The sequence below is a fragment of the Cellulophaga sp. RHA19 genome (assembly GCF_002813425.1).
In the GTDB taxonomy this organism is placed as follows: domain Bacteria; phylum Bacteroidota; class Bacteroidia; order Flavobacteriales; family Flavobacteriaceae; genus Cellulophaga.
In genome coordinates this window covers 538,148-563,883 of the sequence record NZ_PHUL01000001.1, presented here as the reverse complement: position 1 = coordinate 563,883, position 25,736 = coordinate 538,148, and the positions used below count along the sequence as shown (strand labels likewise).

The 25,736-nt window shown below is 33.4% G+C and carries 25 protein-coding genes; 13 read left to right on the top strand and 12 right to left on the bottom strand.

Annotated elements, in window-relative coordinates:
• Positions 1-3 precede the first annotated feature (3 nt).
• Positions 4-258: a hypothetical protein gene (locus AX016_RS02445; RefSeq protein ID WP_232732587.1), complete on the top strand. Its 255-nt coding sequence runs from the start codon at positions 4-6 to the stop codon at positions 256-258.
• Between the two features lie 85 nt (positions 259-343).
• Entirely contained in the window at positions 344-535 is a 192-nt protein-coding gene (locus tag AX016_RS02440) for a cold-shock protein (protein WP_072303621.1), read from the top strand.
• 68 nt (positions 536-603) lie between these two features.
• On the opposite strand, the gene AX016_RS02435 is transcribed toward AX016_RS02440, so the two are convergent.
• On the bottom strand, positions 604-1,053 hold the full coding sequence (locus AX016_RS02435; RefSeq protein ID WP_100894098.1) for a nucleoside deaminase: 450 nt from the start codon (positions 1,051-1,053) through the stop codon (positions 604-606).
• A 168-nt stretch (positions 1,054-1,221) separates the two neighbouring features.
• On the opposite strand from AX016_RS02435, the gene AX016_RS02430 reads away from it, so the two are divergent.
• A complete protein-coding gene (locus tag AX016_RS02430; RefSeq protein ID WP_100894097.1) occupies positions 1,222-2,991 on the top strand; it encodes a 1-deoxy-D-xylulose-5-phosphate synthase in 1,770 nt (589 codons plus the stop codon).
• Positions 2,978-4,096 carry a DUF3078 domain-containing protein gene (locus AX016_RS02425; RefSeq protein ID WP_232732586.1) on the top strand — a complete coding sequence of 373 codons (1,119 nt, stop codon included), beginning with the start codon at positions 2,978-2,980 and terminating at the stop codon, positions 4,094-4,096. The genes AX016_RS02430 and AX016_RS02425 overlap by 14 nt, the downstream gene beginning before the upstream one ends.
• On the opposite strand, the gene dgt is transcribed toward AX016_RS02425, so the two are convergent.
• Positions 4,093-5,436, bottom strand: a complete 1,344-nt coding sequence (gene dgt / locus AX016_RS02420; RefSeq protein WP_100894096.1) for a dGTP triphosphohydrolase — start codon at positions 5,434-5,436, stop codon at positions 4,093-4,095. The two genes, AX016_RS02425 and dgt, sit on opposite strands and share 4 nt — an antisense overlap.
• A gap of 222 nt (positions 5,437-5,658) precedes the next feature.
• Between dgt and AX016_RS02415 the strand changes: the two genes are divergently transcribed.
• Both AX016_RS02415 and AX016_RS02410 read left to right on the top strand, forming a co-directional pair.
• On the top strand, positions 5,659-6,858 hold the full coding sequence (locus tag AX016_RS02415) for a porin (RefSeq protein WP_100894095.1): 1,200 nt from the start codon (positions 5,659-5,661) through the stop codon (positions 6,856-6,858).
• A 74-nt stretch (positions 6,859-6,932) separates the two neighbouring features.
• Positions 6,933-9,224: an inorganic phosphate transporter gene (locus tag AX016_RS02410; RefSeq protein ID WP_100894094.1), complete on the top strand. Its 2,292-nt coding sequence runs from the start codon at positions 6,933-6,935 to the stop codon at positions 9,222-9,224.
• A gap of 69 nt (positions 9,225-9,293) precedes the next feature.
• On the opposite strand, the gene AX016_RS02405 is transcribed toward AX016_RS02410, so the two are convergent.
• Positions 9,294-9,638: a hypothetical protein gene (locus tag AX016_RS02405; protein ID WP_100894093.1), complete on the bottom strand. Its 345-nt coding sequence runs from the start codon at positions 9,636-9,638 to the stop codon at positions 9,294-9,296.
• 96 nt (positions 9,639-9,734) lie between these two features.
• Here AX016_RS02405 and AX016_RS02400 point away from each other — a divergent pair, with 96 nt between their 5' ends.
• On the top strand, positions 9,735-10,448 hold the full coding sequence (locus AX016_RS02400; protein WP_100894092.1) for a DUF6503 family protein: 714 nt from the start codon (positions 9,735-9,737) through the stop codon (positions 10,446-10,448).
• A gap of 69 nt (positions 10,449-10,517) precedes the next feature.
• Here AX016_RS02400 and AX016_RS02395 read toward each other — a convergent pair whose 3' ends face one another.
• Positions 10,518-12,974, bottom strand: a complete 2,457-nt coding sequence (locus AX016_RS02395) for a zinc-dependent metalloprotease (RefSeq protein ID WP_100894091.1) — start codon at positions 12,972-12,974, stop codon at positions 10,518-10,520.
• Between the two features lie 165 nt (positions 12,975-13,139).
• Here AX016_RS02395 and AX016_RS02390 point away from each other — a divergent pair, with 165 nt between their 5' ends.
• Positions 13,140-14,171 (top strand): YiiG family protein, encoded by a 1,032-nt coding sequence (locus AX016_RS02390; RefSeq protein ID WP_100894090.1) that lies wholly within the window; start codon positions 13,140-13,142, stop codon positions 14,169-14,171.
• 3 nt (positions 14,172-14,174) lie between these two features.
• On the opposite strand, the gene nadD is transcribed toward AX016_RS02390, so the two are convergent.
• The 6 genes from nadD to AX016_RS02360 form a co-directional block, all read right to left on the bottom strand.
• The gene (nadD, locus tag AX016_RS02385; RefSeq protein ID WP_100894089.1) at positions 14,175-14,762 is read right to left on the bottom strand and encodes a nicotinate (nicotinamide) nucleotide adenylyltransferase; all 588 of its coding nucleotides are present in this window, start codon (positions 14,760-14,762) and stop codon (positions 14,175-14,177) included.
• 13 nt (positions 14,763-14,775) lie between these two features.
• On the bottom strand, positions 14,776-15,357 hold the full coding sequence (gmk, locus tag AX016_RS02380) for a guanylate kinase (RefSeq protein WP_100894088.1): 582 nt from the start codon (positions 15,355-15,357) through the stop codon (positions 14,776-14,778).
• Entirely contained in the window at positions 15,357-16,214 is an 858-nt protein-coding gene (locus AX016_RS02375; RefSeq protein ID WP_100894087.1) for a YicC/YloC family endoribonuclease, read from the bottom strand. The genes gmk and AX016_RS02375 overlap by 1 nt, the downstream gene beginning before the upstream one ends.
• A gap of 185 nt (positions 16,215-16,399) precedes the next feature.
• Complete coding sequence (locus AX016_RS02370; protein WP_100894086.1) at positions 16,400-17,215, bottom strand: 3-keto-disaccharide hydrolase; 816 nt, start codon at positions 17,213-17,215, stop codon at positions 16,400-16,402.
• Positions 17,216-17,217: 2 nt separating this feature from the next.
• Positions 17,218-17,976, bottom strand: a complete 759-nt coding sequence (locus AX016_RS02365; RefSeq protein WP_100894085.1) for a 3-keto-disaccharide hydrolase — start codon at positions 17,974-17,976, stop codon at positions 17,218-17,220.
• 19 nt (positions 17,977-17,995) lie between these two features.
• On the bottom strand, positions 17,996-19,048 hold the full coding sequence (locus tag AX016_RS02360) for a sugar phosphate isomerase/epimerase family protein (RefSeq protein WP_100894084.1): 1,053 nt from the start codon (positions 19,046-19,048) through the stop codon (positions 17,996-17,998).
• Between the two features lie 191 nt (positions 19,049-19,239).
• Here AX016_RS02360 and AX016_RS02355 point away from each other — a divergent pair, with 191 nt between their 5' ends.
• Positions 19,240-19,701 carry an ASCH domain-containing protein gene (locus AX016_RS02355; protein WP_100894083.1) on the top strand — a complete coding sequence of 154 codons (462 nt, stop codon included), beginning with the start codon at positions 19,240-19,242 and terminating at the stop codon, positions 19,699-19,701.
• A gap of 73 nt (positions 19,702-19,774) precedes the next feature.
• On the opposite strand, the gene AX016_RS02350 is transcribed toward AX016_RS02355, so the two are convergent.
• Both AX016_RS02350 and AX016_RS02345 read right to left on the bottom strand, forming a co-directional pair.
• The gene (locus AX016_RS02350) at positions 19,775-20,911 is read right to left on the bottom strand and encodes a Gfo/Idh/MocA family protein (protein ID WP_100894082.1); all 1,137 of its coding nucleotides are present in this window, start codon (positions 20,909-20,911) and stop codon (positions 19,775-19,777) included.
• A 22-nt stretch (positions 20,912-20,933) separates the two neighbouring features.
• Entirely contained in the window at positions 20,934-21,920 is a 987-nt protein-coding gene (locus AX016_RS02345) for a sugar phosphate isomerase/epimerase family protein (protein WP_100894081.1), read from the bottom strand.
• A gap of 133 nt (positions 21,921-22,053) precedes the next feature.
• On the opposite strand from AX016_RS02345, the gene AX016_RS02340 reads away from it, so the two are divergent.
• From AX016_RS02340 to AX016_RS17380, 4 genes are all read left to right on the top strand, one after another.
• Positions 22,054-23,772 carry a GMC oxidoreductase gene (locus AX016_RS02340; RefSeq protein WP_100894080.1) on the top strand — a complete coding sequence of 573 codons (1,719 nt, stop codon included), beginning with the start codon at positions 22,054-22,056 and terminating at the stop codon, positions 23,770-23,772.
• On the top strand, positions 23,772-24,419 hold the full coding sequence (locus AX016_RS02335) for a gluconate 2-dehydrogenase subunit 3 family protein (protein WP_100894079.1): 648 nt from the start codon (positions 23,772-23,774) through the stop codon (positions 24,417-24,419). Before AX016_RS02340 ends, AX016_RS02335 begins: the two co-directional genes overlap by 1 nt.
• 16 nt (positions 24,420-24,435) lie before the next feature.
• On the top strand, positions 24,436-25,353 hold the full coding sequence (locus AX016_RS02330) for a hydroxypyruvate isomerase family protein (protein ID WP_100894078.1): 918 nt from the start codon (positions 24,436-24,438) through the stop codon (positions 25,351-25,353).
• 186 nt (positions 25,354-25,539) lie between these two features.
• The gene (locus tag AX016_RS17380) at positions 25,540-25,665 is read left to right on the top strand and encodes a hypothetical protein (RefSeq protein ID WP_286141895.1); all 126 of its coding nucleotides are present in this window, start codon (positions 25,540-25,542) and stop codon (positions 25,663-25,665) included.
• Positions 25,666-25,736 lie beyond the last annotated feature (71 nt).

Genomic DNA, 25,736 nt, shown 5'->3' with positions numbered 1-25,736 from the left:
AGTATGATGAAGTATAGTAGTGGTATAGTTGCATTAATTGCACTGGGTTTAATAATTTATGGTTTTATTATTTTAGAAGGAAATGAAGTTGTTGCACACAAGTGTATAGGTTTTGGAACTGTAGGAATATTTTTTATAGCAATGCCACTTTTTTTAATACGAGTTAGTAAGGGGAAGAATGTTAAAAATTATATGTTAAACGAAGAAAATATTAGGAAAATGCAAGGAAAAAACTTGGAAAAGACTGAAAATCAATAATTTTGAACAATTTTAGCTTCTCTTAACATTCCTCTAATGAAAATATCTTATATTTGAGTATTAACATTTTTTATAATTTATTTTAATGACTGGAACAGTAAAATTTTATAATGACTCTAAAGGATATGGATTCATTACAAACGACGAAACAGGAAAAGACATTTTTGTTCATGCAACATCGTTAAACGGAACAGAGTTAAACGAAGGAGACAAAGTAGAATACGTTGAGGAAGAAGGAAGAAAAGGAGTGGTTGCTGGCCAAGTGCAAGTAATCTAATAAAGTATATTTATTTTGATTAAAAAATAAGCCTTGCACTTGCAAGGCTTTTTCTATTTATAACAGTGTTAGTTTAAATTTCGCTTTTGAACAAAAAAACGTTTTAAAAGCTCAGAAGCTTCTTCTTCTAATAAACCACCAGACATTTTTGTTTTTGGATGTAATTTTGTGCCCATGGCAATATAGCCCCTCCTAGGATCCTTAGCGGCATATACAATTTTAGAAATCTGGCTCCAGTACAAAGCTCCTGCACACATTTGGCAGGGCTCTAGAGTTACATAGAGTGTACAGTTTTCTAAATATTTACCACCTAAAAAATTAGCTGCGGAAGTAATTGCTTGCATTTCTGCATGTGCTGTAACATCGTTTAATTGTTCTGTTAAATTATGAGCCCGCGCTATAATACGATCTTTAATTACTATTACTGCGCCAACGGGTACTTCACCTTTATCAAAAGCAACATTAGCTTCTTCTAAAGCTTTTTTCATAAAATAGGTGTCATCAAAAGGGTTTATCATAGTGTCAAAAGTATAAAATAAGCAGCAGCTATTTGTAGTGTAACGTATTGTTTTTTATCAGTCTAGAAATAAAAACACCAACTTTTTGTAATACAATTGGTTGTAAAGGTATAACTCTTTGCTTATTTCTTTATTAACTCATAAATACCGTTTAAATTTGCTTTTTAGATGACATATTTAAACAACATAGCTACTCCAAATGATTTGCGTAAAATACCAACGCAAAGCTTGCCAATTGTTGCGCAGGAATTAAGGGATTTTATTATTGATATTGTTTCTGCCAAAGAGGGGCACTTAGGTGCTAGTTTGGGTGTTGTAGACTTAACGGTTGCTTTACACTATGTATTTAATACGCCTGTAGATAAGTTAGTTTGGGATGTTGGTCACCAAGCATATGGTCACAAGATATTAACTGGCAGGAAAGATGTATTTAGTACAAATAGGAGGTTAAACGGTATTAGTGGTTTTCCTAAGCGAGAAGAGAGTGTTTATGATGATTTTGGAACAGGGCACAGTTCTACATCTATTTCTGCTATTTTGGGTATGGCTATAGCGTCTAAAATTAAAGGGGAGCATACCAAGCAACATATTGCTGTAATTGGAGATGCTTCTATAGCTAGTGGTATGGCTTTTGAGGGTTTAAACCACGCAGGTGTTACAGATGCAAATGTGTTAATTATTTTAAATGATAACGCTATAGGTATAGATCCTAGTGTTGGTGCTTTAAAGCAATACCTTACCAATGTTAAAAAAGGCACGGCAAAACAAGATAATATTTTTGAAGCTTTAAATTTTGATTATTCGGGTCCTGTAGATGGTCATAATTTACCATTGCTTATTGAAGAGTTAGAGCGATTAAAAACGGTTAAAGGACCTAAGTTTTTGCACGTTATTACCACCAAAGGAAAAGGACTTAAAAAAGCTGAAGAAAACCAAGTCACTTACCATGCACCAGGAAAGTTTAATAAACTTACTGGAGATTTAATTCCAAAGTCTAACGGGGCAGGAACTCCAAAGTACCAAGATGTTTTTGGTTTAACTATTGTTGAGTTGGCTAAACAAAATAAAAGCATAGTGGGTATTACACCTGCAATGCTAACAGGTAGCTCTTTAAAAATTATGATGGAAGAAATTCCAGATAGGGTATTTGATGTTGGTATAGCAGAGCAACATGCGGTAACTTTAGCTGCCGGTATGGTAGCAGAAGGTTTGGTGCCATTTTGTAATATATATTCTACTTTTTTGCAACGTGCTTATGACCAAGTTATTCATGATGTAGCACTACAAAATTTGCCTGTGATTTTTTGTCTGGATAGAGCTGGTCTAGTTGGTGAAGATGGAGCCACACATCATGGGGTTTATGATATAGCTTACTTGCGCTGTATTCCTAATCTAATAATATATGCTCCTATGAACGAGGTTGAGCTTAGAAATATTATGTTCACGGCTCAATTGGGTTTGCAGCATCCTATTGCTATAAGGTATCCTAGAGGAAGAGGGGTTACCAAAGATTGGAAGAAGCCATTTACTAAAATTGAAATAGGAAACTCAAAGGAGTTAAAAAAGGGCATAGAAATTGTGGTGCTATCTATAGGTCATATTGGCAATATGGTAGCCTCTGTTTTAGATGATTTGGAAACTAGAAAAATAGGACATATTAATATGGGTTTTGTAAAACCTTTAGATACTAATAAATTAATGTCTATTTTTAACAAATACTCAATAATAGTTACTATTGAGGATGGTTGTAAAATTGGAGGTTTTGGTAGTGCAATTTTAGAGTATGCAAATGCTAATAGCTACTCTAATAAAGTGCACATTTTAGGTGTAGATGATGTTTTTGTGCAGCATGGCAATGTAGAAGAACTGCACGAGTTAAATAATATTGGAGCAAATAGCTTTAGGGCTTATATAGAATCTTTGTATGGAAATGAATAGGATTATGTTTAAAAAAACAATTGCACTTTTAGTTTTAACTCTATGTATAAGTGCGCTAAATGCACAGGTAGCTAAGCCTGTAGAGGTAGATTCAGTAAAAGTAGATACTACTATTGTTGGTACTATTGTGGTTCGTAAAAATCAAGAGAAGATAAAAAATATTCCTAGGGGTGTTAAATTGGCAAATCCTAGGCTTACCTATGAAGCCAATCCAAGAAAGGAGAATTTTGGATGGTTTACGGTTCCTTCATTCTGGGAAAAAACCAATCATTTAGGAGTTAATATAAATGAAGTTGCATTTGTAAACTGGAAAGCCGGTGGTAACAATTCTGTTTCTGCCATTGGGGAGGTTAAATTTGTTCGTAATTACAAATTTAGATACGTACAGTGGAGCAATAGTTTAGATCTTAGATTTGGATTAAGTGCTATAGAGGGCGAAAAGCTTAGGAAGGCAGATGACGCCATACGTTTTAGTTCTACTTTTGCCTATAGAAGAGATACAATAAGTAATTGGTATTACTCTGTAAAAGCAAACTTTAATACGCAATTTGCAGATGGTTATAAGTATCCTAATACAGAAAATATAATTTCTACATTTATGGCTCCAGGTTATGTGTTTATAGGTGCGGGTACGTCTTATATTCCAGAGGGGAAAAAGTTTAACTTATACATTTCTCCTATTACCCAAAAAGCAACATTTGTTTTAGATCAAGAGTTAGCAAATTCTGGTGCCTTTGGTGTTAAAAAAGCCGAGCGAGATGCAGATGGTAACATCACTAAAGAAGGAGAGCGTACTTTAATGGAATTTGGTTTTTTGGTTACCAACACGTGGAAAACCAACGTAGCAAAAAATATGACTTTAGCGCATGATTTAACTTTGTATACCGATTATCTAAATAGTTTTGGTAACGTTGATATAGATTGGGAGTTACGTTTAGATATGAAGGTAAACCAATATGTAAAAGCTAATATTGGCACCAACCTTTTGTATGATGACGATATACTTTTTGATGAGGTTGTAACAGACGGAGTAGTTACTACGCAAGGCAGACCTAAAATACAATTTAAGCAATTGCTTGGTGTAGGGTTGTCTTATGATTTTTAAAGTTGTTTGCCCATAATTTTATTATGTATATGCACAGCGCCACTATCAGATAAACTAGCAACATAGCAGCAAGTGTTTAATAGTAAATTATAAAGAGGAGCATCTGTATTTTGGTAGCGCTCTGGTAATGTCTGTAGCACTATATTATCATAATTAGAGGCTGTGCCATTTGCTGTTTTAACTAGAGCATTTGTGTAAACGTCTAAAATGTCTGATATAATTTTATATCCAGCTATTTCTTTTTCTATTACTTCTTGTGATTTGTAAACTTTGGATACGCTTAAAGATATAATATCTTTTATTTGTGCAATGTAGTTGCTTTTATCTAAAAGAGATACGTCAAAAGATCCATCTAAAATGGCTTCTTCATTTTCTAAAAATATAGCAACAGCATCTGTAATAAGTGTGTTAATTGCAAGAGCTCGTAAGTAACTAAGACGATCTTGCATAAACACCATTTCATTGTATTTTTTAGTGTTTATTTTGTCTTTTACCAACTTAATCAAATATTCTAAAGCGTAATCTTCAGATATTAAACCAAGGTTTATTCCGTCTTCAAAATCTATAATTGTGTAGCAAATATCATCTGCTGCTTCAACCAAATAAGTTAGTGGGTGTCTAGAAAAAGAGATGTCTTTACCATCTCTGGTTTGCATTAATCCCAGTTCTTCTGCTACCTCGCTAAAAAAATCCTTTTCGGTCTGAAAAAAACCAAATTTTTTATCTGCAATATGTTTTGTGGGTTTTTTAGGTAAAGATTCTTTTGGGTATTTCATAAAGGTACCTAGCGTAGCATAACTTAATCTTAAACCACCTTCTACACCTGTTCTGGACTCTGTTAATAGCTTAAATCCGTTAGCGTTACCTTCAAAATCTATAATATCTTGGTATTCTTTATCTGTTAGTTGATCCTTGTATTTTAGGCCATTACCTGTTTTAAAATATTCGCCAATAGCTTTTTCTCCGCTATGTCCAAATGGTGGATTTCCTATATCATGCGCTAAAGATGCTACGGCAACAATAGCTCCAAAATCATTGTAATGGTAACCGTGAACTTCTTTTAAGTGTGGGTGTTTTTCTAGTATTTTTTTACCAACAATACGTCCTAAACTACGACCAACCACAGAAACCTCTAAGCTATGTGTAAGTCTAGTGTGTATAAAGTCTGTTTTAGAAAGAGGAATTACCTGGGTTTTATCTTGTAAGCTTCTAAATGCAGATGAAAAAATGACACGGTCATAATCTACCTCAAATCCTAAACGAGTTTCATCCTGTTCTTTTCGTAGTCTTTTATTGGTGTCTCCAAAGCGTTTTAAAGATAATAATTGCTCCCAGTTCATAATGCTCAATTTTAAAGTTGCAAGATACTTAAATAGCTTTTTAAACAAAGTAGATTAAACTTAAAAGAATTTTATATCAACCAACTTTAGTGTCTACATCGGTTATATATAATAACACCTTAGTCTTTAACTTAGTTTCCCTAAATTTGCAATGAGTTAATAATTTAGAAACAATTAATTAACATCAGAAGTGGGTTGTTGTAATCGAAAAAAATAGCATTTATGTGTTTTAGAATTCTAACGGTATTATTTCTTTTTATTGGTTTAAACTCGGTTAAATCCCAAGAGGTTAAGGCGCCTGCTTTTGGTAAAGGTATTTTAAACCTAGTAGGAAAAGATAGTACTTGGAGTATGAATGTTTCTGGAAGAATGCAATTTTTGGGTATAGGACAATGGTCAGAGAATGATAAATTATCCTCTATTGGATCTAATTTTTTAATTAGAAGAGGGCGTTTAAAATTTAAAGGTTTTGCGTATTCTCCTAAATTAAAATATAAGGTAGAGTTAGGTTTGTCTAACAGAGATATTTCTGGAGCATCTGAGTTTACACACGACGCACCACGCTATATTTTAGATGCTTTTGTGATGTGGAATTTCTATGAGAATTTTGAGTTATGGATTGGGCAAACAAAATTGCCAGGAAATATAGAGCGCATAGTTTCATCTGCTAATATGCAATTGGTAGATAGGTCTTTGTTAAATAATAGGTTTACTATAGATAGGGATATGGGAGCTCAGTTAAGGCATAAATTTTATTTGTCAGATAAGTTCTTAATTCGGGAGGCATTTGCTTTGTCTCAAGGTGAAGGAAGGAATGTGTCTAAAGGAAATTTGGGCGGTTACCAGTATACAACTCGTTTAGAATTATTGCCTTTTGGGGCTTTTACAGGAAATACAGAGTATGTAGGAGGTGATTTAAAAAGGGAGCAATCTCCAAAGTTATTACTTGGTGTAGCTTATGACGCAAATAAAAATGCGGTAAAAACAAGAAGTAATCAAGGTAATTATATGTTTACTGATACTGGTTTTTATGAGACAGATATTAATACGTTGTTTGTAAATGCTATTTTTAAATACAATGGGTTTTCGTTTTTAGGAGAATATGCAGATCGTAAAGCAGATAACGCTATTGCTGTAAACAAAGACGGTACTGTCACGGGAGATGTGGTGCAAGTAGGTAAGGGTTTAAATCTAATGTCTGGTTATGTTTTTAAAAATAACTTGGAAATTACGGGTAGGTATACATCTGTAGAATTAGATAAGCAAATTACAAATGAAAATAAAGAAAATCAATATACATTTGGAGTGTCTAAGTATTTAGTAGGGCACAAATTAAAAGTACAAACAGATGCTACTTATTTAACAGAAGTTGGTGGACCTGACGGACTTATATACAGGCTGCAATTAGAGGTTCATTTTTAAGAAAAAAAATAACCTTAACATAACGTTAGACAGTTTAAAACAAAGCATATTTGCAAATTGAATTTTTATAAATTATGGAGAGTAATATTTACTTAATAATGATTATTGCTTTAGCTGTCTTAGCTATTGCAGATCTTGTGGTTGGTGTTAGTAATGATGCGGTTAACTTTTTAAATTCGGCTATAGGATCTAAAGCTATTTCTTTTAGAAGTATAATGATTGTAGCCAGTGTGGGTATTGCTTGTGGCGCTATATTTTCTAGTGGAATGATGGAGGTTGCTAGAAAAGGTATTTTTAACCCCAATGAGTTTTACTTTAATGAAATTATGTTCATTTTTATGGCCGTAATGATTACAGATATTCTGTTGTTAGACTTTTTTAATACCCTAGGTATGCCAACGTCTACAACGGTTTCTATTGTTTTTGAGTTGCTAGGTGCAGCTGTAGCAATGGCATTAATTAAAATATTGCAAGCTGGTGGTAGTGCATCAGATGTAGTAAATTACATTAATACATCTAAAGCAACAGAGATTATAATAGGTATTCTCCTCTCTGTTGTTATTGCCTTTTCTATAGGTGCAATTGTGCAATGGTTTTCTCGTTTGCTATTGTCTTATGATTTTGAGAGAAAGGCTAAATGGGTAGGTGCTGTTTTTGGAGGTGTTGGGTTATCTGCTATTACGTACTTTATATTTATGAAAGGTATAAAAGGTACTGCTTTTGCAAGTCAGAGTATAGATATTATAGGAGATATGACTATTAAACACTTTTTAGAAGTACAATGGTTTCCTATAGTGCTTGTAAACTTTGTTATTTGGTTTGTTGTGTCATACGTATTAACTGTATTTGCAAAACTTAATATCTATAAAATTATTATTGGAGTTGGTACTTTTGCTTTAGCCTTGGCTTTTGCAGGTAACGATTTGGTTAACTTTATAGGTGTGCCAATTGCTGCATACCAATCCTATACAGAATGGTCTGCATCTGGCGTAGATGCATCTGCATTTAGTATGGCTATATTAACAGAAAAAGTACCAACACCAACTTTGTTGTTGTTTATTTCTGGGATGATTATGGTGGCTACTTTATGGTTTTCTAAAAAGGCACGTTATGTTGCAGAAACTGAAATTAACTTATCTAGAGAAGGTGAAGGTAAAGAGCGTTTTGAACCTAACTTTTTATCTAGAGGAATAGTTAGAATTGGAATAGCAATTTCTACATACACATCATCTGTTATGCCTAAATCTATTACGGATAAGGTTGAAGCTAGATTTGAAAAGCCAAAGATAGCTCTGGCTAAAGATAAAACGTATGATATGCCAGCTTTTGATATGGTAAGGGCAGCTGTTAACTTGGTGGTTGCAGGTATTTTAATATCTGTGGCAACATCATTTAAATTGCCTTTGTCTACTACTTACGTAACTTTTATGGTTGCAATGGGTACATCATTAGCAGATAGGGCTTGGGGAGCAGAAAGTGCTGTTTATAGAGTGGCTGGTGTTTTAAATGTTATTGGCGGATGGTTTGGTACTGCAATTATTGCATTTACAGCCGCGGGTATTATTTTAACTCTTATTAATTTTGGTACTGGCGCTGCCATAGCTATTTTATTATTTGTAGCAATATTGTTATTGGCAAGAAATTATATCTCTTACAATAAAAAGTCTAAAGAAATAAAAGCAGAAGATAGTCTTAGAAGAGCAGAAAGTAGCTCTATACAAGGTGTTATTGTAGAAAGTGCTAAAAATACAGCTAACGTTGTAAAAAGAACCAACAAAATATATACAAATGCTATAGATGGTTTGGCTAAGCAAAACTTGGATATTCTTAAAAAGAATAAAAAAGGAGTGGTTAAGTTAGGTGATGAGGTAGATGATTTAAGAGATCACATATTTTATTTTATCAAAAATTTAGACGATGCTAGTGTTGGTGCAAGTAACTTTTATATTAATATACTTGGCTCGTTACAAGATATGGCTCAGTCATTAGAGTATATTACTAAAATTTCATACAAGCATATAAACAACAATCACAAAAAATTAAAATACAACCAAATTAAAGAGTTAAAAGAAATTGACTATAAATTGGAGCATATTTTAAATGAAACTCAAGCTGTATTTGAAACACGTTCTTTTGATAAAATTGCACAAATTTTAGAAGAGAAAGAAGCATTGTTTGAGTTGCTTTCTCAGAAAATACAGAAGCAAGTAGAGCGTACTAGAACAGAAGAATCTAGTCCTAAAAATACAACGCTTTATTTCTCTTTATTGCTAGAGACAAAAGATTTGATGACGGCAACAATAAATATGTTAGAGCTGTATTATAATGAACATGATAGTAGTGTGCCACCGGCAACTATATCATAATTAAATACTATAAAAAGTAAAGCCCAATACCTTAAGTGTTGGGCTTTCTTTTGTTTTAAACCTTATTGGTTAAAGCTTTATAATTCGTAAGCTGTAATTAACTGTTGAATCTATTTTTATGGTATTGCTTATAGATTTTCCCTTGGGTTTGTGTACAGGCATTTTAGATATAAATTCTGCTTTTTGTTTTAAAGGAGGAGTGAGCAGAAAATTATCTTGTTTATATTTTAATAAATGTTCTTTGTTGTAACTAGCAAAAGTATTAGATAAGTCATCTTTTTTTTGTGGCAAATACGTTTTGTTAATAGCTGTTTCTAAAATTATAGGATCTAATTTAAATTGATTTTTTTGCTGTGCACACAAAGCTGTTGTTGTTAAGCTTAATATTAATGCGGAGATTGATGATTTCTTCATAGGTTACTTTTTACTACAAATTACATAAGTTTTATCTAGTTGATAAATTTTTTCTAAACATTAACCTTTTGTTGTAAATTGAAAAAAATATATTTTATGAAAAATAGTTTCCTTGTAATAATGCTATTTGTTAGTTGTTTAACAACTTTAAAAGCACAAGAAGAAAGTGCTTTGGATTTTTTAGAAAAAGTAATTTCTCGTCACGACCCTAATAATAATTGGCCAACCTTTAAGGGAGATTTAGTGGTAACTATGAGTACGCCAAATAAAGAAGATAGAGTTACGGATATTCATATAGATATACCTAAGAGTACTTTTATTTTGTCTAATAAAGTAGATGGGAAAAAGCGTACTACTAAAATTGTAAATGATAGTGTTAGTTTTTTTATTTATGACAAAGAAATAAGAAATGCCGACGAACAAAAAACGTTTAAGTTTACTAAAGAGCGAGCACTTTTTATGAGAAATTATTATACCTATCTGTATGGTTTGCCAATGAAGCTAAAAGATAAAGGTACCATAATAGATCCTAAAATTTACTCTAAAAAAATTAATCAAAAATGGTATAAAGTTATAAAAGCTACTTATGATAAAGAAGTTGGTAAGGATACGTGGTATTTCTATTTTGACCCTAAGTCTTTAGATATGGAAAGGTATCAGTTTTATCACGATGAGTCTAAGAATGATGGAGAGTATATTGTGTTAAGCAATTCTGAAATTATAAACGGTGTGCGTATGCCGGCTATTAGAGCTTGGTATACTAATAAAGAAGACAAGCTTTTAGGTACAGATGTGCTTACCAAAAAATAAGCTTTTGTGTTGTAAAAGAGAAAAGGGCAATCTAAACAGATTGCCCTTTTTTATTTTTTAAAACTCTATTTATTTTGGATCTAATGCTTGGTCTATTTTAGCAATTACATCTTCATAATGGTAGCGAGTTACGGTGTTTATATTTCCGTTTTTAGCAAGTTTTAATTTAGAACGTAATGTTCTTAGTTCTCCTCTAACTAAAGAGCTAACATCGGAAGTGGTTACATCAAAACTAGAACCTCTACCGTTTTTAGCTGTTAGTAGTGTTTGCATACGTTCTACATAGGTGCGTTGTAAATTTCTACGGTAAATATCTGCGCTTCTACCTGTGTAGGCTTCTTTCCAAATACCTTTGCGTAGATCACTTAACATTTCTAAGGCGCTGTAATACGTTTTATTTGTTGTTTCTGCATCTAACAATCTGCCAATGCGATCTGCACTTAAAATACTGTTTAAGTGTCTGGCTTGTACTTTACGTAAATTTTCTGGGTAGCCAGCGTGGTCTATATTTTGTAAAATGGTCTTGTCTACTAACCAAGGTTGTGTGCTAAACACATTATCTTGTAACCATTTCATAGATTCTTTTTGCTTTGCTTTACTTAAAACTGTGTATACAGAGCCACTTTGTTTTGGAGTTTTTAAGTTTTCAAAAACACCACCAATGTTAGTAACTACATGACCTGCGTATCTACTATAAACACCTAATAATTCTCCGTATAACTCTTCTAAGTCATCGTAATTATTTGTTTTGTCTGATGTCCAACTGCTAAGATTTTTTGCTACATACTTTAGATTTTTAACTCCGTATGTGCTTGCTTTAACAGGGTCATCTCCTAATCCTTCAGTTTGTGATTGTGGATCAAAGCGACTAGACTGTCTGCCGTACCTATAAATTGGGTCATCTGCTTTTTCTAAGATCCATTTATTCAATGTAGGTATTTCTGCTTCTGGTGATTCAGATGCTAAATAACGATAGCCCCAGTTTGTAACATAATGGTCATAAGGTCCCATTTGTCTAATAAATCTAATGTTTTTATCACCAGGTTGTGCTATATAGTTGTAGCGAGCATAATCCATAATACTAGCAGCAATACCATTTTTTTGTGTAAACTCGCCATTACGTAGGGAGTCTACAGGGTACGCGTAACTAGCGGCCATGTTATGAGGGAATCCTAAAGCGTGACCAACTTCATGGGCAATAACCATGCGCATCATATCACCTATTTCTTTAGGCTCTGTTTTTAATGTTCTTGCGCTTGGGTTAGCCGCTCCAGTTTCTAATAAATATCTGTTTCTGTAACTACGCAAGTGGTTGTGGTACCAGATAATGTCACTTTCTATAATTTCTCCACTTCTAGGGTCAGATACGCTTGGTCCAACAGCATTTCTTGTTGTGCTAGCTACATAGCGTATCATAGAATATCGAATGTCTTCTGGGCTAAATTCTGGATCTTCTTCAGCGGTAGGAGCATCACGCGCAATTATTGCATTTTTAAATCCAGCTGTTTCAAATGGTTTTTGCCAATCTTCAATACCTTGTTTTATATATTCTTTCAGGTTTTCAGGAGTTCCTGGGTCTAAATAATAAACTATAGGCTTTACTGGTTCTACTAATTCGCCTCTTGCATATGCTTTAGGATCTTTAGGCACTAATCTCCAACGACGAATATATGTTTTTTCATCTGCCTTTAATTCATCGCTGCCAAAATCATATTGGCTAACAGTAAAATAACCAACTCTAGGATCAGAGATACGTGGTTGCATTGGTTGCTCTGGAAGTAAAATCATAGATTGATTTACTTGTAAACTAATAGATTCTGTAGATCTTAAAGTAGATGGTTCAGATGCGTTAAAGGTAAAATCTTGCTTAACCTCTATGTTTTCAGGAAAACTCTTAACGATGTTTATAAAACTACGTTTTGGATCTAATCTTTTTACCTTGTAAGTTTTTCTTAACCTACTAGATAAACCACTTATTGCTGGTACGTCTGTGCTAAATAACGAGGTTACATCTATAACTACGCTGGTAGAATCTGTGCTAAAAGCTTCAATGTCAAAAGCAAACAGAGTAGGTTCGTAATTGTTAACTTTTACAGATGCGCTAATTGCTTTTGTGCTATCTGCTACATTGCTGTAGGATTTAGATTTTAATAAAATTTTATCCTGAAAACGCGTCCAGTTAACCATTTGTTCGTTGGTTTTAGAACCTGCATTCATATACCCGCCGCCTAAGCCCGTAGGTATTTTTGCAATTCTTGTAACCCATAACATATCTTTATTTAGCTTACTAAATGGTATTTCATACAGATACTTTTTATCTACTTTATGTACTTTAAATAAGCCTTCGTCGGTTATGGCATCTTTAGTTACAACTTGACTATAGTTTTTAATGTCTCCCTTTTTGGATTTTTGTAGGGGAGTTGTTTGTTCGGCTTTGCCTTTTTTGGATTTTTTCTTTTTTTGAGCATTTATGCTGGTAGCAGAAAAAAGAGTAGCAGCTACGCATAATAAGAGTATTTTTTTCATTAGGAGTTTGTTAGGATCACAAGATAATAAATGTAAAATAGCTTATTTGTTAGAGAAAAGTTAATGTAATTGTGAATTGTTGATAACAAATGCAAATTATCACGGTAAGCCGTGATAGTTAACGCAATAACTTTGTTTATTTTTGCACCTCATTAAAAATAAGAAATGATAAAACACCTTGTACATACATGTCTAATTGCTTTTGTAGTGGTAAGTTGCAAAAACGTAAAGCAAGAGGAAGATGACAAGGAATTAAAAACGGTTACTAATTCTTTAGAGCCTTTTTCTTCTGACGAAAGAGAGGAAAAACTTGCAACTATTGAAGATTCTTATAACTCTGCAGATTTTGTAATTAAGTATAATAATTACATAGAGTTTTTTAATACCTATGATGATAAGGTTCGTAAATCCTATGCTAATTACTTAAGCTGGGTAAACCAAAGCGAACCAAAAATTACTACTAATTTAAAAAGTAAAATAGGTTTACCTATAGATCAATTAGACTTGTTAAAATCTACTATTGTACACACTCCTGCAATAAAAAAAGTAGATGCAAATATGCTTTTGGTATATAAAACAGCAGAGATTTTATATAATACCATAATAGAGTTAGATGCGTATTATAAAAAAGGTATTGTAGAAAAAGTAGATGTAAATAAGGGAAAAAAATTACATATAAAATTACTAGAGGCTTACAGAAATTACTTTTCTACTTTTGATGATATGTCCATTGTCTTTTATAGGCTACAGGACAGTGTAGAGAACTATGAAAAAGAAAAGTTTAAAGAACAAGAATTGGTTGTGCAGTACAACCTATTTACTGCTATAAATGCTACAGAAACTATCTTAAATGAAATTGGAGGTAGAGATGTAGATGGGCTTTTAACATTGGACTTTACTGTTATTAATCTTAAAATAAAAGAGCTTAGAGCTGCTTACGTTGCTCTAGAGGGTTTAAAAGAAAATCAAGACTTAATTGTAAAAGAGTTTGGTAAGCCAATGCCTGTTGTTACTAATTTTACTACTCACTTAGGAAATATATTAATGGGGTTAACTAGTCTAAAATTGCGTATAGCTAATAATGATTTTGACTATGGTGAAGACCACCCTAATATTGCAGCAGACGGTTCTCCTTTAAAATTGGAGTTAGAGTTTATTGCAATGGTTAATGAGTATAGAAGTGTGCATTTAAACTAGTACTTACCTATAAAAATTCATTTCATCCATATATTTAAATACAGCTGCAGGTAGCAATGGAGTTATGTTTTTTCCTAATCTATGGTTTTTACGAATAAATGTAGATGAGATTTCCATAATTGGCGCATCAGTAACCATTTTAATTTTAGGATTATTTTTAAATTGATGATCTACAGTACCGCTAGAAACTCTAGGGTATACATATATATCATGATTTTCTAAAATTACCTCGTAGTTTTTCCATTTGTGAAGACTTTTTAAATTGTCTTCTCCCATAATTAATGAAAAATCATAACCAGTTGGGTACTTCTCTAGCAAGTGAGCTAAAGTGTGTACCGTGTAATTGGGTTGTGGTAGATTAAACTCTATATTAGATGGTTTAAGCTTAGGGTACTCCTCTGTTGCTTCTAAAACCATTTGGTATCTGTGATTGTTATCTAATAAAGATTGCTTTGTTTTAAACGGACTTTGTGGTGTTATTACAAACCAAACCTCGTCTAAATCTGTAAATTCTACCAAGTGGTTTGCAATAACTAAATGCCCTAGGTGTATTGGGTTAAAGGTTCCAAAATATAACCCTACTTTTTTCATATGAAACTTTTTTTTATGAGTTTGGCTTGCTAATAAAATCTGCAACCAATTTTTCTGCTTCAGCTAAAGCAGTATCTAAATCATAATTTTTAATAACAGTATCAAATTGCGGTGCAGTTGCTAGCTCTACAGATGCTTTAGCAATTCGCATATTTATTTTATCATCACTTTCTGTACTGCGTTTTTTTAGTCTAATTTTTAGCTCATCAATACTTGGTGGCTTCACAAAAACAGCTAATGTTTGTTCTGGAAACTTCTTTTTAATTCTTAAGCCTCCTACAACATCAATATCAAAAATTACGTTTTTGCCTTCTGCCCATAAACGCTCTACTTCGGTTTTTAAAGTTCCATAAAAGTTATCTCTATAAACTTCTTCCCACTCTAAAAAGTCATCGTTTTTAATGTGGTTTTTAAATTCTGATAACGATAAAAAATAGTAGTGTTCTCCGTCTTTTTCTTTACCTCTTTTTGGTCTAGATGTAGCAGAAACAGAAAATGCTAAATTTAAATTTTCTTTACCTAATAAGTGTCTTACAATAGTAGTTTTTCCGCTGCCAGATGGTGCTGAAAATATGATAAGTTTACCGCCTTTCATTATAAAACATTTAGCATTTGTTCTTTAATCTTCTCTAGTTCGTCTTTCATTTGCACTACTAACTGTTGCATTGGTGCATAATTAGCTTTAGAGCCAATTGTATTAATTTCTCTTCCTATTTCTTGAGAAATGAAACCTAATTTTTTTCCGTTAGAATCGTCAGAGTTTATGGTTGTAGTAAAGTATGCCAAGTGGTTTGCTAAGCGTACTTTTTCTTCAGTGATATCGTATTTTTCTAAATAGTAAATAAGTTCTTGTTCAAACCTGTTTTGGTCTACTTCAGTTTTTAAATCAGAAACAGCTTTGTCCAGACGTTCACGTACAGCTGCTTGTCTATCAGGATCTATAGCAATAACCTGTTCTAATAAGTTTTCTAAAGAAGATATGCGTTGTTTAAAATCTTGCTCTAAAACAGCACCTTCTTCGGTTCTAAATACATTAATTTCTTTTAGAGCTTCTATAAGTGTATTTTGTATAGCTTTATATTCTTCAGCATCAATTTCTTCACGCTCTGTTTTCATTGCGTCAGGTAGGCGCAATGCCATTTCTAAAAGTTTTACATCATCACCTTCAGCAATAGCTTTTAGTTGTTGCATGTATTGTTTTACAACACTTTCGTTTATTTGTGCAGATGTGTCTGCTCCGGTACTTTCAATATATAAATTGAAGTCTATTTTACCTCTTTGTAAACCGTTAGCAATAGTTTTACGTAACTCCAGCTCTTTCTCTCTGTATGCAGAAGGCATACGTGCATTTAAATCTAAACTTTTACTGTTTAAAGATTTAATTTCAATGGTAATTTTCTTTGATGGAAGTTGCACTACGTGTTTTCCAAATCCGGTCATGGACTGAATCATATATTGTAAATTTTATGCAAATATAATTAAACTATACTAGTTGAGGCTAAGAGGTTGTTTTTAAAGCTTTTTTTGTTGTGAATGCAACGTTTTATGTACTATTGATTAGTTTTTAAAAGAAAAGTTCTGTCTATATATTTAGACAGAACTTTAACTTAAAATTTTTTATTCATTTGCAATAAAAATTATAATTCTCTTACCCAAATGTTGCTGTAGCTAACTCTGCTGTTATCACCATGGTCTTGCAGTCTTATTGGAGCTTTGCCGTGAGCTTCGTTTTTAGGCCATCCAATATAAGGTGTAGTTCCTTTAATTTCTACATGGTCTAAAACAAGAATTCCGTTGTGTAAAAGAGTTAATGTTCCAGACTTTATTTTTTTGCCTTCTTTATTAAATTCTGGTTCATGATAAACAACATCGTAAGTATTCCATTCTCCTGTTGGTACAGATGCTTTTGCAAGCGGAATATGTTGTTTGTAAATAGACCCTACTTGTCCGTTTACATAAGTATCATTATCATTATTATCTAGTACTTGAATCTCATACCTATCTTGAAGAAATACACCACTATTTGCACGGTTTTGTCCATCTCTTAAAACTTCAGCAGGTGATCTCCATTCTATATGTAGCTGTATACTCCCAAATTCTTTTTTTGTTTTAATATCTCCAGACTTGTCTTTTACAGTAAAAAAACCACCTTCTTTATCAACATCCCATGGAGCTGTTTGATTGCCATCTGCGTTGGTCCATTCGTCTAAATTTGCACCGCTAAAAAGAACAATAGCGTCGCTAGGGGCTGCGTTATTTTTTGCTGGAGTAACTGTTGGCGGAACTGGCTTGTATAGTTCTGTTTCTTCAGGTTTTGTAGGTTCTGTGCCGCTGTATTCTTCATATACAATATAATCTTCTTCTTTAGGAGCTTCTGTAGTTTTGTTAGTCACTTTTTCTTGACAAGAAAACAACAATGCTATGCCTAATACGGATAGTAAAATCTTTTTCATTCTTAATCTAGTTCTTTAATTTTTATATTTCTGTAAGAGACAATATTTCCGTGATCTTGTACACCTATTTTTCCTGTTTTGTATTTAGCAAAACCATCCCAGCCATTAAATTTTGAGTTTTTTAATAGATTATCCCAGTCCTTACCATTTAAAGGAAACTCAGCAACAGTAACTCCGTTTAAAACAGAGCTGCCTTTGTTTGTTTTGTGGTTTATTGTAATAACGGCAGTATTCCACTCTCCAACAGGTTTTGTAGCATCTTTACTTGGTGCAACCATATCATACAGCGCACCAGCTTGGCGATCTGTTCCGTTTTTTGCGTCAGGGTGGTTTTTATTATCTAACACTTGTACTTCTAAGCCAGTTTCGTAAGGCTGTCCGTACGTGCCATCATCTTTAATTCCCCAAAAAATACCACTGTTACCGCCTTCAGAAATTTTCCAATCTATAGACAAGACAAAGTTTGTGTACTTTTCTTTTGTTACAAGGTTATAATAAGTGTCTTTTGGACGATCTGTGGGTGGGTAAAAAACCAAAGCGTCATCTTCTATCTTCCAGTTTTCTATGGCATTGTTGTTTCCGTATAACTTTAAATTATCTAGGTTGCTACCATCAAACAAAACCGTCCATTCATTTTCTTTAGGTTCTTCTTTAATAGTGTTTTCTGCAGTAGCTTCTGCTTCTTTAGTTTCTTTAGGGGCTTTGTCTTTACAGCTAAAGGCTAAAGCGGATAGGCAAACTATTAGTAATGTCTTTTTCATAAGTAGTAATTGTTGTTTATTAAATGCCAAGCATTTTTTTTAGCATTTCTTTATCGGTGCCAGTTTTGGCAAAATCATCAAAAGTTTTTTCTGTAGCTTCAATTATGTGATCTTGTATAAATTTTGCACCTTCGGTTGCGCCTTGCTCTGGGCTTTTAATACAGCATTCCCATTCCATAGTAGCCCAAACATCACATCCGTATTGGGTAAGTTTAGAGAAAATGGTTTTAAAATCTATTTGGCCATCTCCTAAAGAACGGTATCTTCCAGCTCTATCTTTCCAGTCGTTATAACCTCCAAAAGCGCCTTTTTTTCCTGTAGGATTAAATTCAGAATCTTTTACGTGAAAAGATTTTATGTATGGGTGGTAATGATCTATAAAGGCAATATAATCTAATTGTTGCAGTACAAAATGACTAGGGTCATACAATATATTTACACGTTTATGATTGCCAGTAGCTTCTAAAAAGCGTTCAAAAGTATCACCATCGTGAAGATCTTCCCCTGGGTGAATTTCATAACAAACATCTACATCTTCCTTGTCAAAATGATCTAAAATTGGTAGCCATCTGGTAGCTAGTTCTTCAAAACCAAGCTCCACTAAACCAGGAGGTCTTTGTGGCCAAGGGTGCATTGTATGCCATAGTAAAGAACCAGAAAAAGTAGCGTGGGATTTAATACCTAATCTTCTGCTTGCGGTACCTGCTTTTTTAACGGTTTCTATTGCCCATTCTGTTCTTGCCTTTGGGTTGCCTCTTAAGTGTTCTGGTGCAAAACCATCAAACATAACGTCATAAGCTGGGTGTACAGCAACCAACTGTCCTTGTAAATGAGTAGATAGTTCTGCAATCTCTAGGCCGTAAGAGTTAACTTTTGCTTTTAGCTCATCACAATATTCTTGACTATCTGCTGCTTTATCTAAATCTATTAAAAAAGTTTCCCAAGTAGGAATTTGTATTCCCTTATAGCCAAGGTCAGCCGCCCATTTGCATAGTCCTTCTAAAGAATTAAATGGTGCTTTACTGTCTATAAATTGTGCTAAAAAAACCGATGGACCTTTAATTGTCTTCATTTTATGTGTTTGTATTATGTAATTTAATGCTATATTTAACGTTTAACTCTTAAGGTTATAACTAAGAATAACCCAAGTCATAAATATAATAATTTGTAAATGATTTGTGGTCTCTTTTTATACGAATTGAGTGGTTTTGTGCGATGAACAACATAAAATCTATATTAGAATAAAAATATAAATCTATATCTGTGGAAAACAATAGGTCAGCTAAGAGTTTATGGGGAGATTATTTAGATAAGCATTTAGAAGATGCTTTTGTAGAAGACCCTAAAGTAGAGCATTTTTGTGATAATGAAAAAGATGCTAATGAATGTGTTTTATTAGTAGAAAAAGGGATAAAAAAAGCAACAACACACTCGCTTTTAGGATTGCAACTGCGTAAAGAGCGTTTGCCAAAAATTGGAGATTTTAGAATTGTTACAGATTGGGAAGGACAAGCAAAATGCATTGTGCGTACTACAGCTGTAAAGTTAAAACCTTTGTTTAGTATTGATGAAAATTATGCGCAAAAAGAAGGTGAGGGAGATAAAAGTTTAAAATACTGGAAAACCACACACGTAGATTATTATAAGAGAGAGTTGGCGGAGTTTAAAAAGCAACCTACGGATAGTATGATTGTGGTTTGTGAAGAGTTTGAAAAAGTTTTTTAAAAAATCATAAAAAAATAAGCACAAAAAAACCACACATTAAAGTGTGGTTTTTGTTTTATGTATGGTAAGTAAATTAATCTAAATCTATCCAAACATTTCCTTTTTGATGTGATGTTACACTACCTTGTATAAAGTTAAGGCCACGTACACCATCTAACATTGTTGGGAACTCGCCATCGTTATACTTTTCTCCTCTAACTGCTCTGGCAACACCTAAGTAAATATTTGCCATTGCATCAAAAATACCTTCTGGATGTCCTGGAGGTAATTTTGTGCCATCTAAAGATAAGTCCGAATTATAAGCGTGTCCAGGTTTGTAAATTTGTACAGGCTTGTCATCACTCATAACATACAAGTAATTAGGGTTTTCTTGCTCCCATTTTAAACCGCCTTTATTTCCGTATATTCTAATGGTAAGTCCGTTTTCTTCACCTGTTGCTATTTGGCTAGACCTTATAATGCCTTTAGCGTTGCTGTTAAAACGAATTAAAGCGGTGCCGTCAATATCCATTTTATTGTCATCATACAAATAATTTAAATCTGCTAACAAAGATTTTATTTGCATTCCAGTTGTGTACTCAATCATATTAAAAGCATGTACTCCTATATCGCCCATACAACAGCTAATGCCAGATTTTTCAGGGTCTAAACGCCAAGTAGAAGATCTTTTATCTTTTTCATGAATAATTGGGTTTATCCATCCTTGGTAATATTGTGCATCTACTTTTTGAATATCTCCTATAGCGCCAGCTTTAATCATTTCTCGCATTTGACGTACCATTGGGTAACCAGTATACGTATGTGTTACGGCAAAAATGGTACCTGCTTTTTCTAAAGTAGCTTGTAAAATTTTAGCCTCCTCATAGGTAGTTGTCATTGGTTTTTCACAAATAACATTAAATCCATTTTCTAATAACTTTTTAGCCATAGGAAAATGTAAAAAGTTTGGAGTTAAAATAGAGCAAACCTGTATTCTTTCTTCTTCAGGTAACTTTAATTCCTCTTCAACAAGAGTGTCAAAATCTTTATATATTCTGTTAGTAGGAATGTCAATTTGTTTGGCAAAACTAACACTTGCATTAAAATCTGGATTAAAAACAGCACCAGTAATTTGGTAATTGTCATTAATAAAAGAAGCAACTCTGTGTAAAACACCAATTAATGAATCTCCGCCACCGCCTAGTATTCCTAGTCTAATTTTTTTACTCATAAAAATATCTTTTAAAATGTTTTTATTTTAGATTTTTTGATGCATTAACTAATAAATCTCTAGTTGCAATAATTCCTTCTTCTTCACCTTTTTCATCACCTTCATACTCAACACCAATAAAACCAGTGTAGCCAGCATCTTTAACAATTTGTAGCATTTTAGCATAATCTATTTTAGTTTCGTTGCCATTAGCATCAAAATTATAAGACTTTGCACTAACTGCTTTAGCATAAGGCATTAGTTCTGTTACTCCTTTGTAATTATCGTACATTTCTTCGCAACCTTCTTCAGACTTTTTAATACAAAAGTTACCAAAGTCTGGTAGTGTACCAACGTTATCCATATTTACCAGGCTCATTACTTCAGAAAGTAATTTACCATTAGATGATAAGCCACCGTGGTTTTCTACAATTACGTTTATGTTGTGTTCTTTGGCAAAAGTTCCAAGTTGTTTCAGTCCATCTACAGAACTAGCTATCCATTCTTTTTCTTCAGTAGCACCTGCTAAGTTTACACGTATAGCGTGGCAACCCATTTCTGCAGCTGCTATAACCCATTTGTAATGACTTTCAACAGCTTTTTTACGTTCATCAGCATCTGCTAGGGCAAGGTTTCCTTGACCATCTATCATTATTAAAACATTTGTCATTCCGTGTTTTTTTGCAGCTTCATTAGATTTTGCTACAAATTCAGCCATTGCTTCATCAGAATAATTAGCTTCTTTAACATCATTGTAAAGAGCACTCACGTATTCTAAGCCAGTAAAACCTAATTTATTTGCTTTTTCAGCAAAATCATAAGGATTACCGCCATCAAAAACTTGTTTATGTAAAGACCATTGTGCTAAAGACAATTTAAAAAAAGGTTTTTGCACGTCTGTAGTTGTGGCAGCAACTTCTTCTTTTATGTCTTCAGTTTTTTTAGGCGCATCCTTACAAGATGCAAAACAGAAAACAAGTAAAATTAATGGGTATTTTACACTCTGGCTAACTAGGTTTTTAACTTTCATTTTTTAGATATTTAATTTTTAGGAATTTACATCAACTATAACGTTATAGTACGTTACCCTCAATATTTACAGGGTTTAAATGTAGAAAATTTATTTTATATTTGAGAAAATTATCAAATAAACAACGCAAAGAATGGGCAAATTTTATTATAACGAAGAACAAGAGTCTTATGATGCTATTGTTGTAGGAACTGGTATAAGTGGAGGATGGGCTGCTAAAGAATTATGTGAAGCTGGTTTAAAGACTTTAATATTAGAAAGGGGTAGAATGGTAACACATAGAGATGATTACACTACTGCTTTTAAAGAATCTTGGGATTTGCCAAACAACGGAGCTATTTCTCCTGAAGAAAAAGCAAAGCAGTTAAAGCAGTCTAGAACAGGTTACACTACAAATGCAGATACTAAGCATTGGTTTGTTAATGATTTAAAACACCCTTATAATGAAACAAAACGTTTTGATTGGATGCGTGGTTACCACGTTGGTGGTAGATCTATAATGTGGGGTAGGCATAGTTACCGTTGGAGTGATATAGATTTTGAAGCAAATAAGAATGATGGTCATGGTGTAGATTGGCCTGTTCGCTATAAAGATATTGCCCCATGGTATGATAAGGTAGAAACATTTATTGGTGTCTCTGGAGAAAGTTTAGGATTGCCTCAGTTACCAGATAGTAAGTTTGAGCCAATGATGCCACTTAATTGTGTAGAAGAAAAATTAAAAGAAAGCGTAGCCGAAAATTTTGACGGTCGTGTTGTTACCGCTGGTAGAGTTGCCCACATTACCAGTGATAAAAAATTTGCAGGAGACGGAAGATCTAAATGTCAATATCGTAACCGTTGTAGTAGAGGATGTCCTTTTGGAGCTTACTTTAGTAGTAACTCATCTACTTTGCCAACTGCAGAGGCTACCGGTAACTTAACACTTAGACCAGACTCTATAGTTTACGAGGTTATTTATGATGAAAAAACAAAAAAAGCGACAGGAGTTAAAGTTATAGATAGATTAACAAAAGAAAAAATTGAGTTTAAGGCTAAAGTGATTTTCTTATGTGCTTCTGCTATAGCATCTACATCTATACTAATGCAGTCTAAGTCTGATACTTTTCCTAATGGTATGGGGAACGAATCAGATCAATTAGGAAGAAACATTATGGATCATCACTTAGGTTGTGGAGCTAATGGTAAGTTTGATGGTTTTGAAGATAAATACTATAAAGGAAGAAAAGCTAATGGTGTGTATATTCCAAGGTTTAGGAATTTAGGAGGTGATACAGATCGTAAAGAATTTTTAAGAGGTTATGGTTACCAGGGTGGTGCAACTAGAGGTAATTGGCAAGAAGTTATTGCGGAAACCGCTTACGGTAAAGATTTAAAAGACGCTGTTTTAAAGCCAGGAGGTTGGACAATGGGTATTATGGGCTTTGGTGAAGTTTTACCTTACGAGGATAATAGATTTACCTTAGATTATAATAAATTGGATGATTGGGGATTACCAACTATTACTTTTGATGCTGAGTTTAAAGAGAACGAGCTTAAAATGCGAGAAGATATAAAAGAGCAAGCTGCTGCTATGTTAAAATCTGCAGGATTAAGAGATGTTAATGTATATGATAATATAGGTGCTCTAGGCTTAGGTATTCACGAGATGGGTACTGCTCGTATGGGGCATGATCCAAAAACATCGGTATTAAACAAGTATAACCAAGTACATGCTGTGCCAAATGTTTATGTTACAGATGGTTCTTTTATGACCTCTGCTTCATGTGTTAACCCATCGTTAACATATATGGCTTTTACAGCAAGAGCGGCTAACCATGCTGCAGAACAACTTAAAAAAGGATTATTATAATGAATAGAAGATTAGCACTTAAGAACTTAGGTTTGTCATTAGGCTATGTTGTAGCTACGCCAACCTTAATTAGTATTGTACAAAGCTGTAAAAATGATAAAGGTGTTGCTTTTACTCCAGAATTCTTTTCAGTAGAAGAAGGTGGTGTTGTAGTAACTCTTATGGATATTATACTGCCAAAAACAGATTCTCCTTCTGCTTCAGAGGCAGGTGTGCATATGTTTGTAGATCAGTATATTAATATATCTAATACAAAGGAGGAAAAAGCCTTGTTTAAAGCAAAAATGGCTAATTTTTTAAGCCTAGCTAAAAGTAATGCAGGTAAGGATGCTGTTACAGATGTTACGGCAGAAGAGTTAGAGAAAACTTTGGCTGGTTGTTTAAAGCTGTCCGAAACACAAATAGAGGCTCAGGATAAGGCTATGCAAAATTACAATAAAGCTATCGCTAACGGAGAGGTTGCGGAGTTAGATCTTAATTCTGGAGCTATTGCTTTTGCGCACGAGCTAAGAGGATGGACTATTCATGGCTTTAAAGTTACTGAGGAGATTGCTAAGAACTTTTTAGCTTTTGATCCTATTCCGGGTAAATATATTCCTTGTGGAACTGTTGATGAGTTTACAGGCGGAAAAGCTTGGGCTCTATAATTAGGAAATAGTAAGAATGAAAAGAAGAAGTTTTATACAAAAATCGGCATTAACTACAGGTGCAATATCGCTAAGTGGTGCTTATGGGTATGCTTCTTTAAAAAATACAGAGGCAAAGCATAAATTTAATTTAAACTATGCACCTCATTTTGGAATGTTTTCTAATCACGCCAAAAGCTTAGAGGATCAGTTGCGTTTTATGGCAGATGAGGGTTTTACGGCTTTAGAGGATAATACCATGCTTAGTAGAGATGTAGTTACACAAAAAAAGTTAGCTAAGACTATGCAGCGCTTAAATTTAGATATGGGTGTTTTTGTAGCTCATGAAATTTCTTGGAAGAAACCAAGTTTGGCGTCAGGGGATTTAGTTCTTAGAAATAAGTTTTTATCTGAGATTAAGAGCTCTGTAGAGGTTGCTAAGCGCGTTAATGCCAAGTGGGTTACAGTTGTTCCTGGGCACGTAGATTTAAGGTTGTCTATGGGTTACCAAACTGCACACGTAGTTGAGTCTTTAAAGCAAGCGTCTGCTATTTTAGAGCCTCACGGGATAATTATGGTACTGGAACCTTTAAATTTTAGAGATCATCCAGGATTGTTTTTGTCAGAGTCGCCACAGGCGTATGAAATATGTAAGGCTGTAGATTCGCCATCTTGTAAAATTCTATTTGATATTTATCATCAACAAATACAAGAGGGTAACTTAATTCCTAATATGGAGGCAAGTTGGGATGAGATTGCCTATATACAAATTGGTGATAACCCAGGAAGAAAAGAGCCTACTACAGGTGAAATAAACTATAAAAATGTTTTTAAGTTTATTTATGATAAAAAATATACTGGTATTTTAGGTATGGAACATGGTAACTCTAAGCCAAATAAAGTTGGTGAGCGTGCAGTTATAGATGCTTATAAAGAAGTAGATTTGTTTTTGTAAATCAGTATTAAATGATAAGTAAATAAAAGCTATGCCTAATTGGTGTAGCTTTTTTTATTGCTTTTTTCTTTGTCAAAAAATGTGTGTAAAAGTTAAATTATGCTAAAACGTATCGATTAAGTGCTCTTTTATTTGGTTGTATGTAAACTTTTCGTATTTTCATAACGTAAAAATAATATAAGGACAATGGGTAGTTTACTTTTTCCTTATAAAATACATACTACTATGGAGAATTATTTTATTTTATTAATTGTGTATGCATCTGCATTAGTGTATTCTACAATTATTAGACCTAGATTAAGAAAAGAATAGCATTAGCTATACGCTTGGCTTTTGTGTTTAGATATTAAAGCATCATTAAATCTACTATTTTAGTAGTATTT

What these genes read in the sequence shown, in the direction of transcription:
- AX016_RS02445 (WP_232732587.1), top strand. Translation starts at nt 4, where the DNA reads ATGATGAAGTATAGTAGTGGTATAGTTGCATTAATTGCACTGGGTTTA.
- AX016_RS02440 (WP_072303621.1), top strand. Translation starts at nt 344, where the DNA reads ATGACTGGAACAGTAAAATTTTATAATGACTCTAAAGGATATGGATTC.
- AX016_RS02435 (WP_100894098.1), bottom strand. Translation starts at nt 1,053, where the DNA reads ATGATAAACCCTTTTGATGACACCTATTTTATGAAAAAAGCTTTAGAA.
- AX016_RS02430 (WP_100894097.1), top strand. Translation starts at nt 1,222, where the DNA reads ATGACATATTTAAACAACATAGCTACTCCAAATGATTTGCGTAAAATA.
- AX016_RS02425 (WP_232732586.1), top strand. Translation starts at nt 2,978, where the DNA reads ATGGAAATGAATAGGATTATGTTTAAAAAAACAATTGCACTTTTAGTT.
- dgt (WP_100894096.1), bottom strand. Translation starts at nt 5,436, where the DNA reads ATGAACTGGGAGCAATTATTATCTTTAAAACGCTTTGGAGACACCAAT.
- AX016_RS02415 (WP_100894095.1), top strand. Translation starts at nt 5,659, where the DNA reads ATGTGTTTTAGAATTCTAACGGTATTATTTCTTTTTATTGGTTTAAAC.
- AX016_RS02410 (WP_100894094.1), top strand. Translation starts at nt 6,933, where the DNA reads ATGGAGAGTAATATTTACTTAATAATGATTATTGCTTTAGCTGTCTTA.
- AX016_RS02405 (WP_100894093.1), bottom strand. Translation starts at nt 9,638, where the DNA reads ATGAAGAAATCATCAATCTCCGCATTAATATTAAGCTTAACAACAACA.
- AX016_RS02400 (WP_100894092.1), top strand. Translation starts at nt 9,735, where the DNA reads ATGAAAAATAGTTTCCTTGTAATAATGCTATTTGTTAGTTGTTTAACA.
- AX016_RS02395 (WP_100894091.1), bottom strand. Translation starts at nt 12,974, where the DNA reads ATGAAAAAAATACTCTTATTATGCGTAGCTGCTACTCTTTTTTCTGCT.
- AX016_RS02390 (WP_100894090.1), top strand. Translation starts at nt 13,140, where the DNA reads ATGATAAAACACCTTGTACATACATGTCTAATTGCTTTTGTAGTGGTA.
- nadD (WP_100894089.1), bottom strand. Translation starts at nt 14,762, where the DNA reads ATGAAAAAAGTAGGGTTATATTTTGGAACCTTTAACCCAATACACCTA.
- gmk (WP_100894088.1), bottom strand. Translation starts at nt 15,357, where the DNA reads ATGAAAGGCGGTAAACTTATCATATTTTCAGCACCATCTGGCAGCGGA.
- AX016_RS02375 (WP_100894087.1), bottom strand. Translation starts at nt 16,214, where the DNA reads ATGATTCAGTCCATGACCGGATTTGGAAAACACGTAGTGCAACTTCCA.
- AX016_RS02370 (WP_100894086.1), bottom strand. Translation starts at nt 17,215, where the DNA reads ATGAAAAAGATTTTACTATCCGTATTAGGCATAGCATTGTTGTTTTCT.
- AX016_RS02365 (WP_100894085.1), bottom strand. Translation starts at nt 17,976, where the DNA reads ATGAAAAAGACATTACTAATAGTTTGCCTATCCGCTTTAGCCTTTAGC.
- AX016_RS02360 (WP_100894084.1), bottom strand. Translation starts at nt 19,048, where the DNA reads ATGAAGACAATTAAAGGTCCATCGGTTTTTTTAGCACAATTTATAGAC.
- AX016_RS02350 (WP_100894082.1), bottom strand. Translation starts at nt 20,911, where the DNA reads ATGAGTAAAAAAATTAGACTAGGAATACTAGGCGGTGGCGGAGATTCA.
- AX016_RS02345 (WP_100894081.1), bottom strand. Translation starts at nt 21,920, where the DNA reads ATGAAAGTTAAAAACCTAGTTAGCCAGAGTGTAAAATACCCATTAATT.
- AX016_RS02340 (WP_100894080.1), top strand. Translation starts at nt 22,054, where the DNA reads ATGGGCAAATTTTATTATAACGAAGAACAAGAGTCTTATGATGCTATT.
- AX016_RS02335 (WP_100894079.1), top strand. Translation starts at nt 23,772, where the DNA reads ATGAATAGAAGATTAGCACTTAAGAACTTAGGTTTGTCATTAGGCTAT.
- AX016_RS02330 (WP_100894078.1), top strand. Translation starts at nt 24,436, where the DNA reads ATGAAAAGAAGAAGTTTTATACAAAAATCGGCATTAACTACAGGTGCA.
- AX016_RS17380 (WP_286141895.1), top strand. Translation starts at nt 25,540, where the DNA reads ATGGGTAGTTTACTTTTTCCTTATAAAATACATACTACTATGGAGAAT.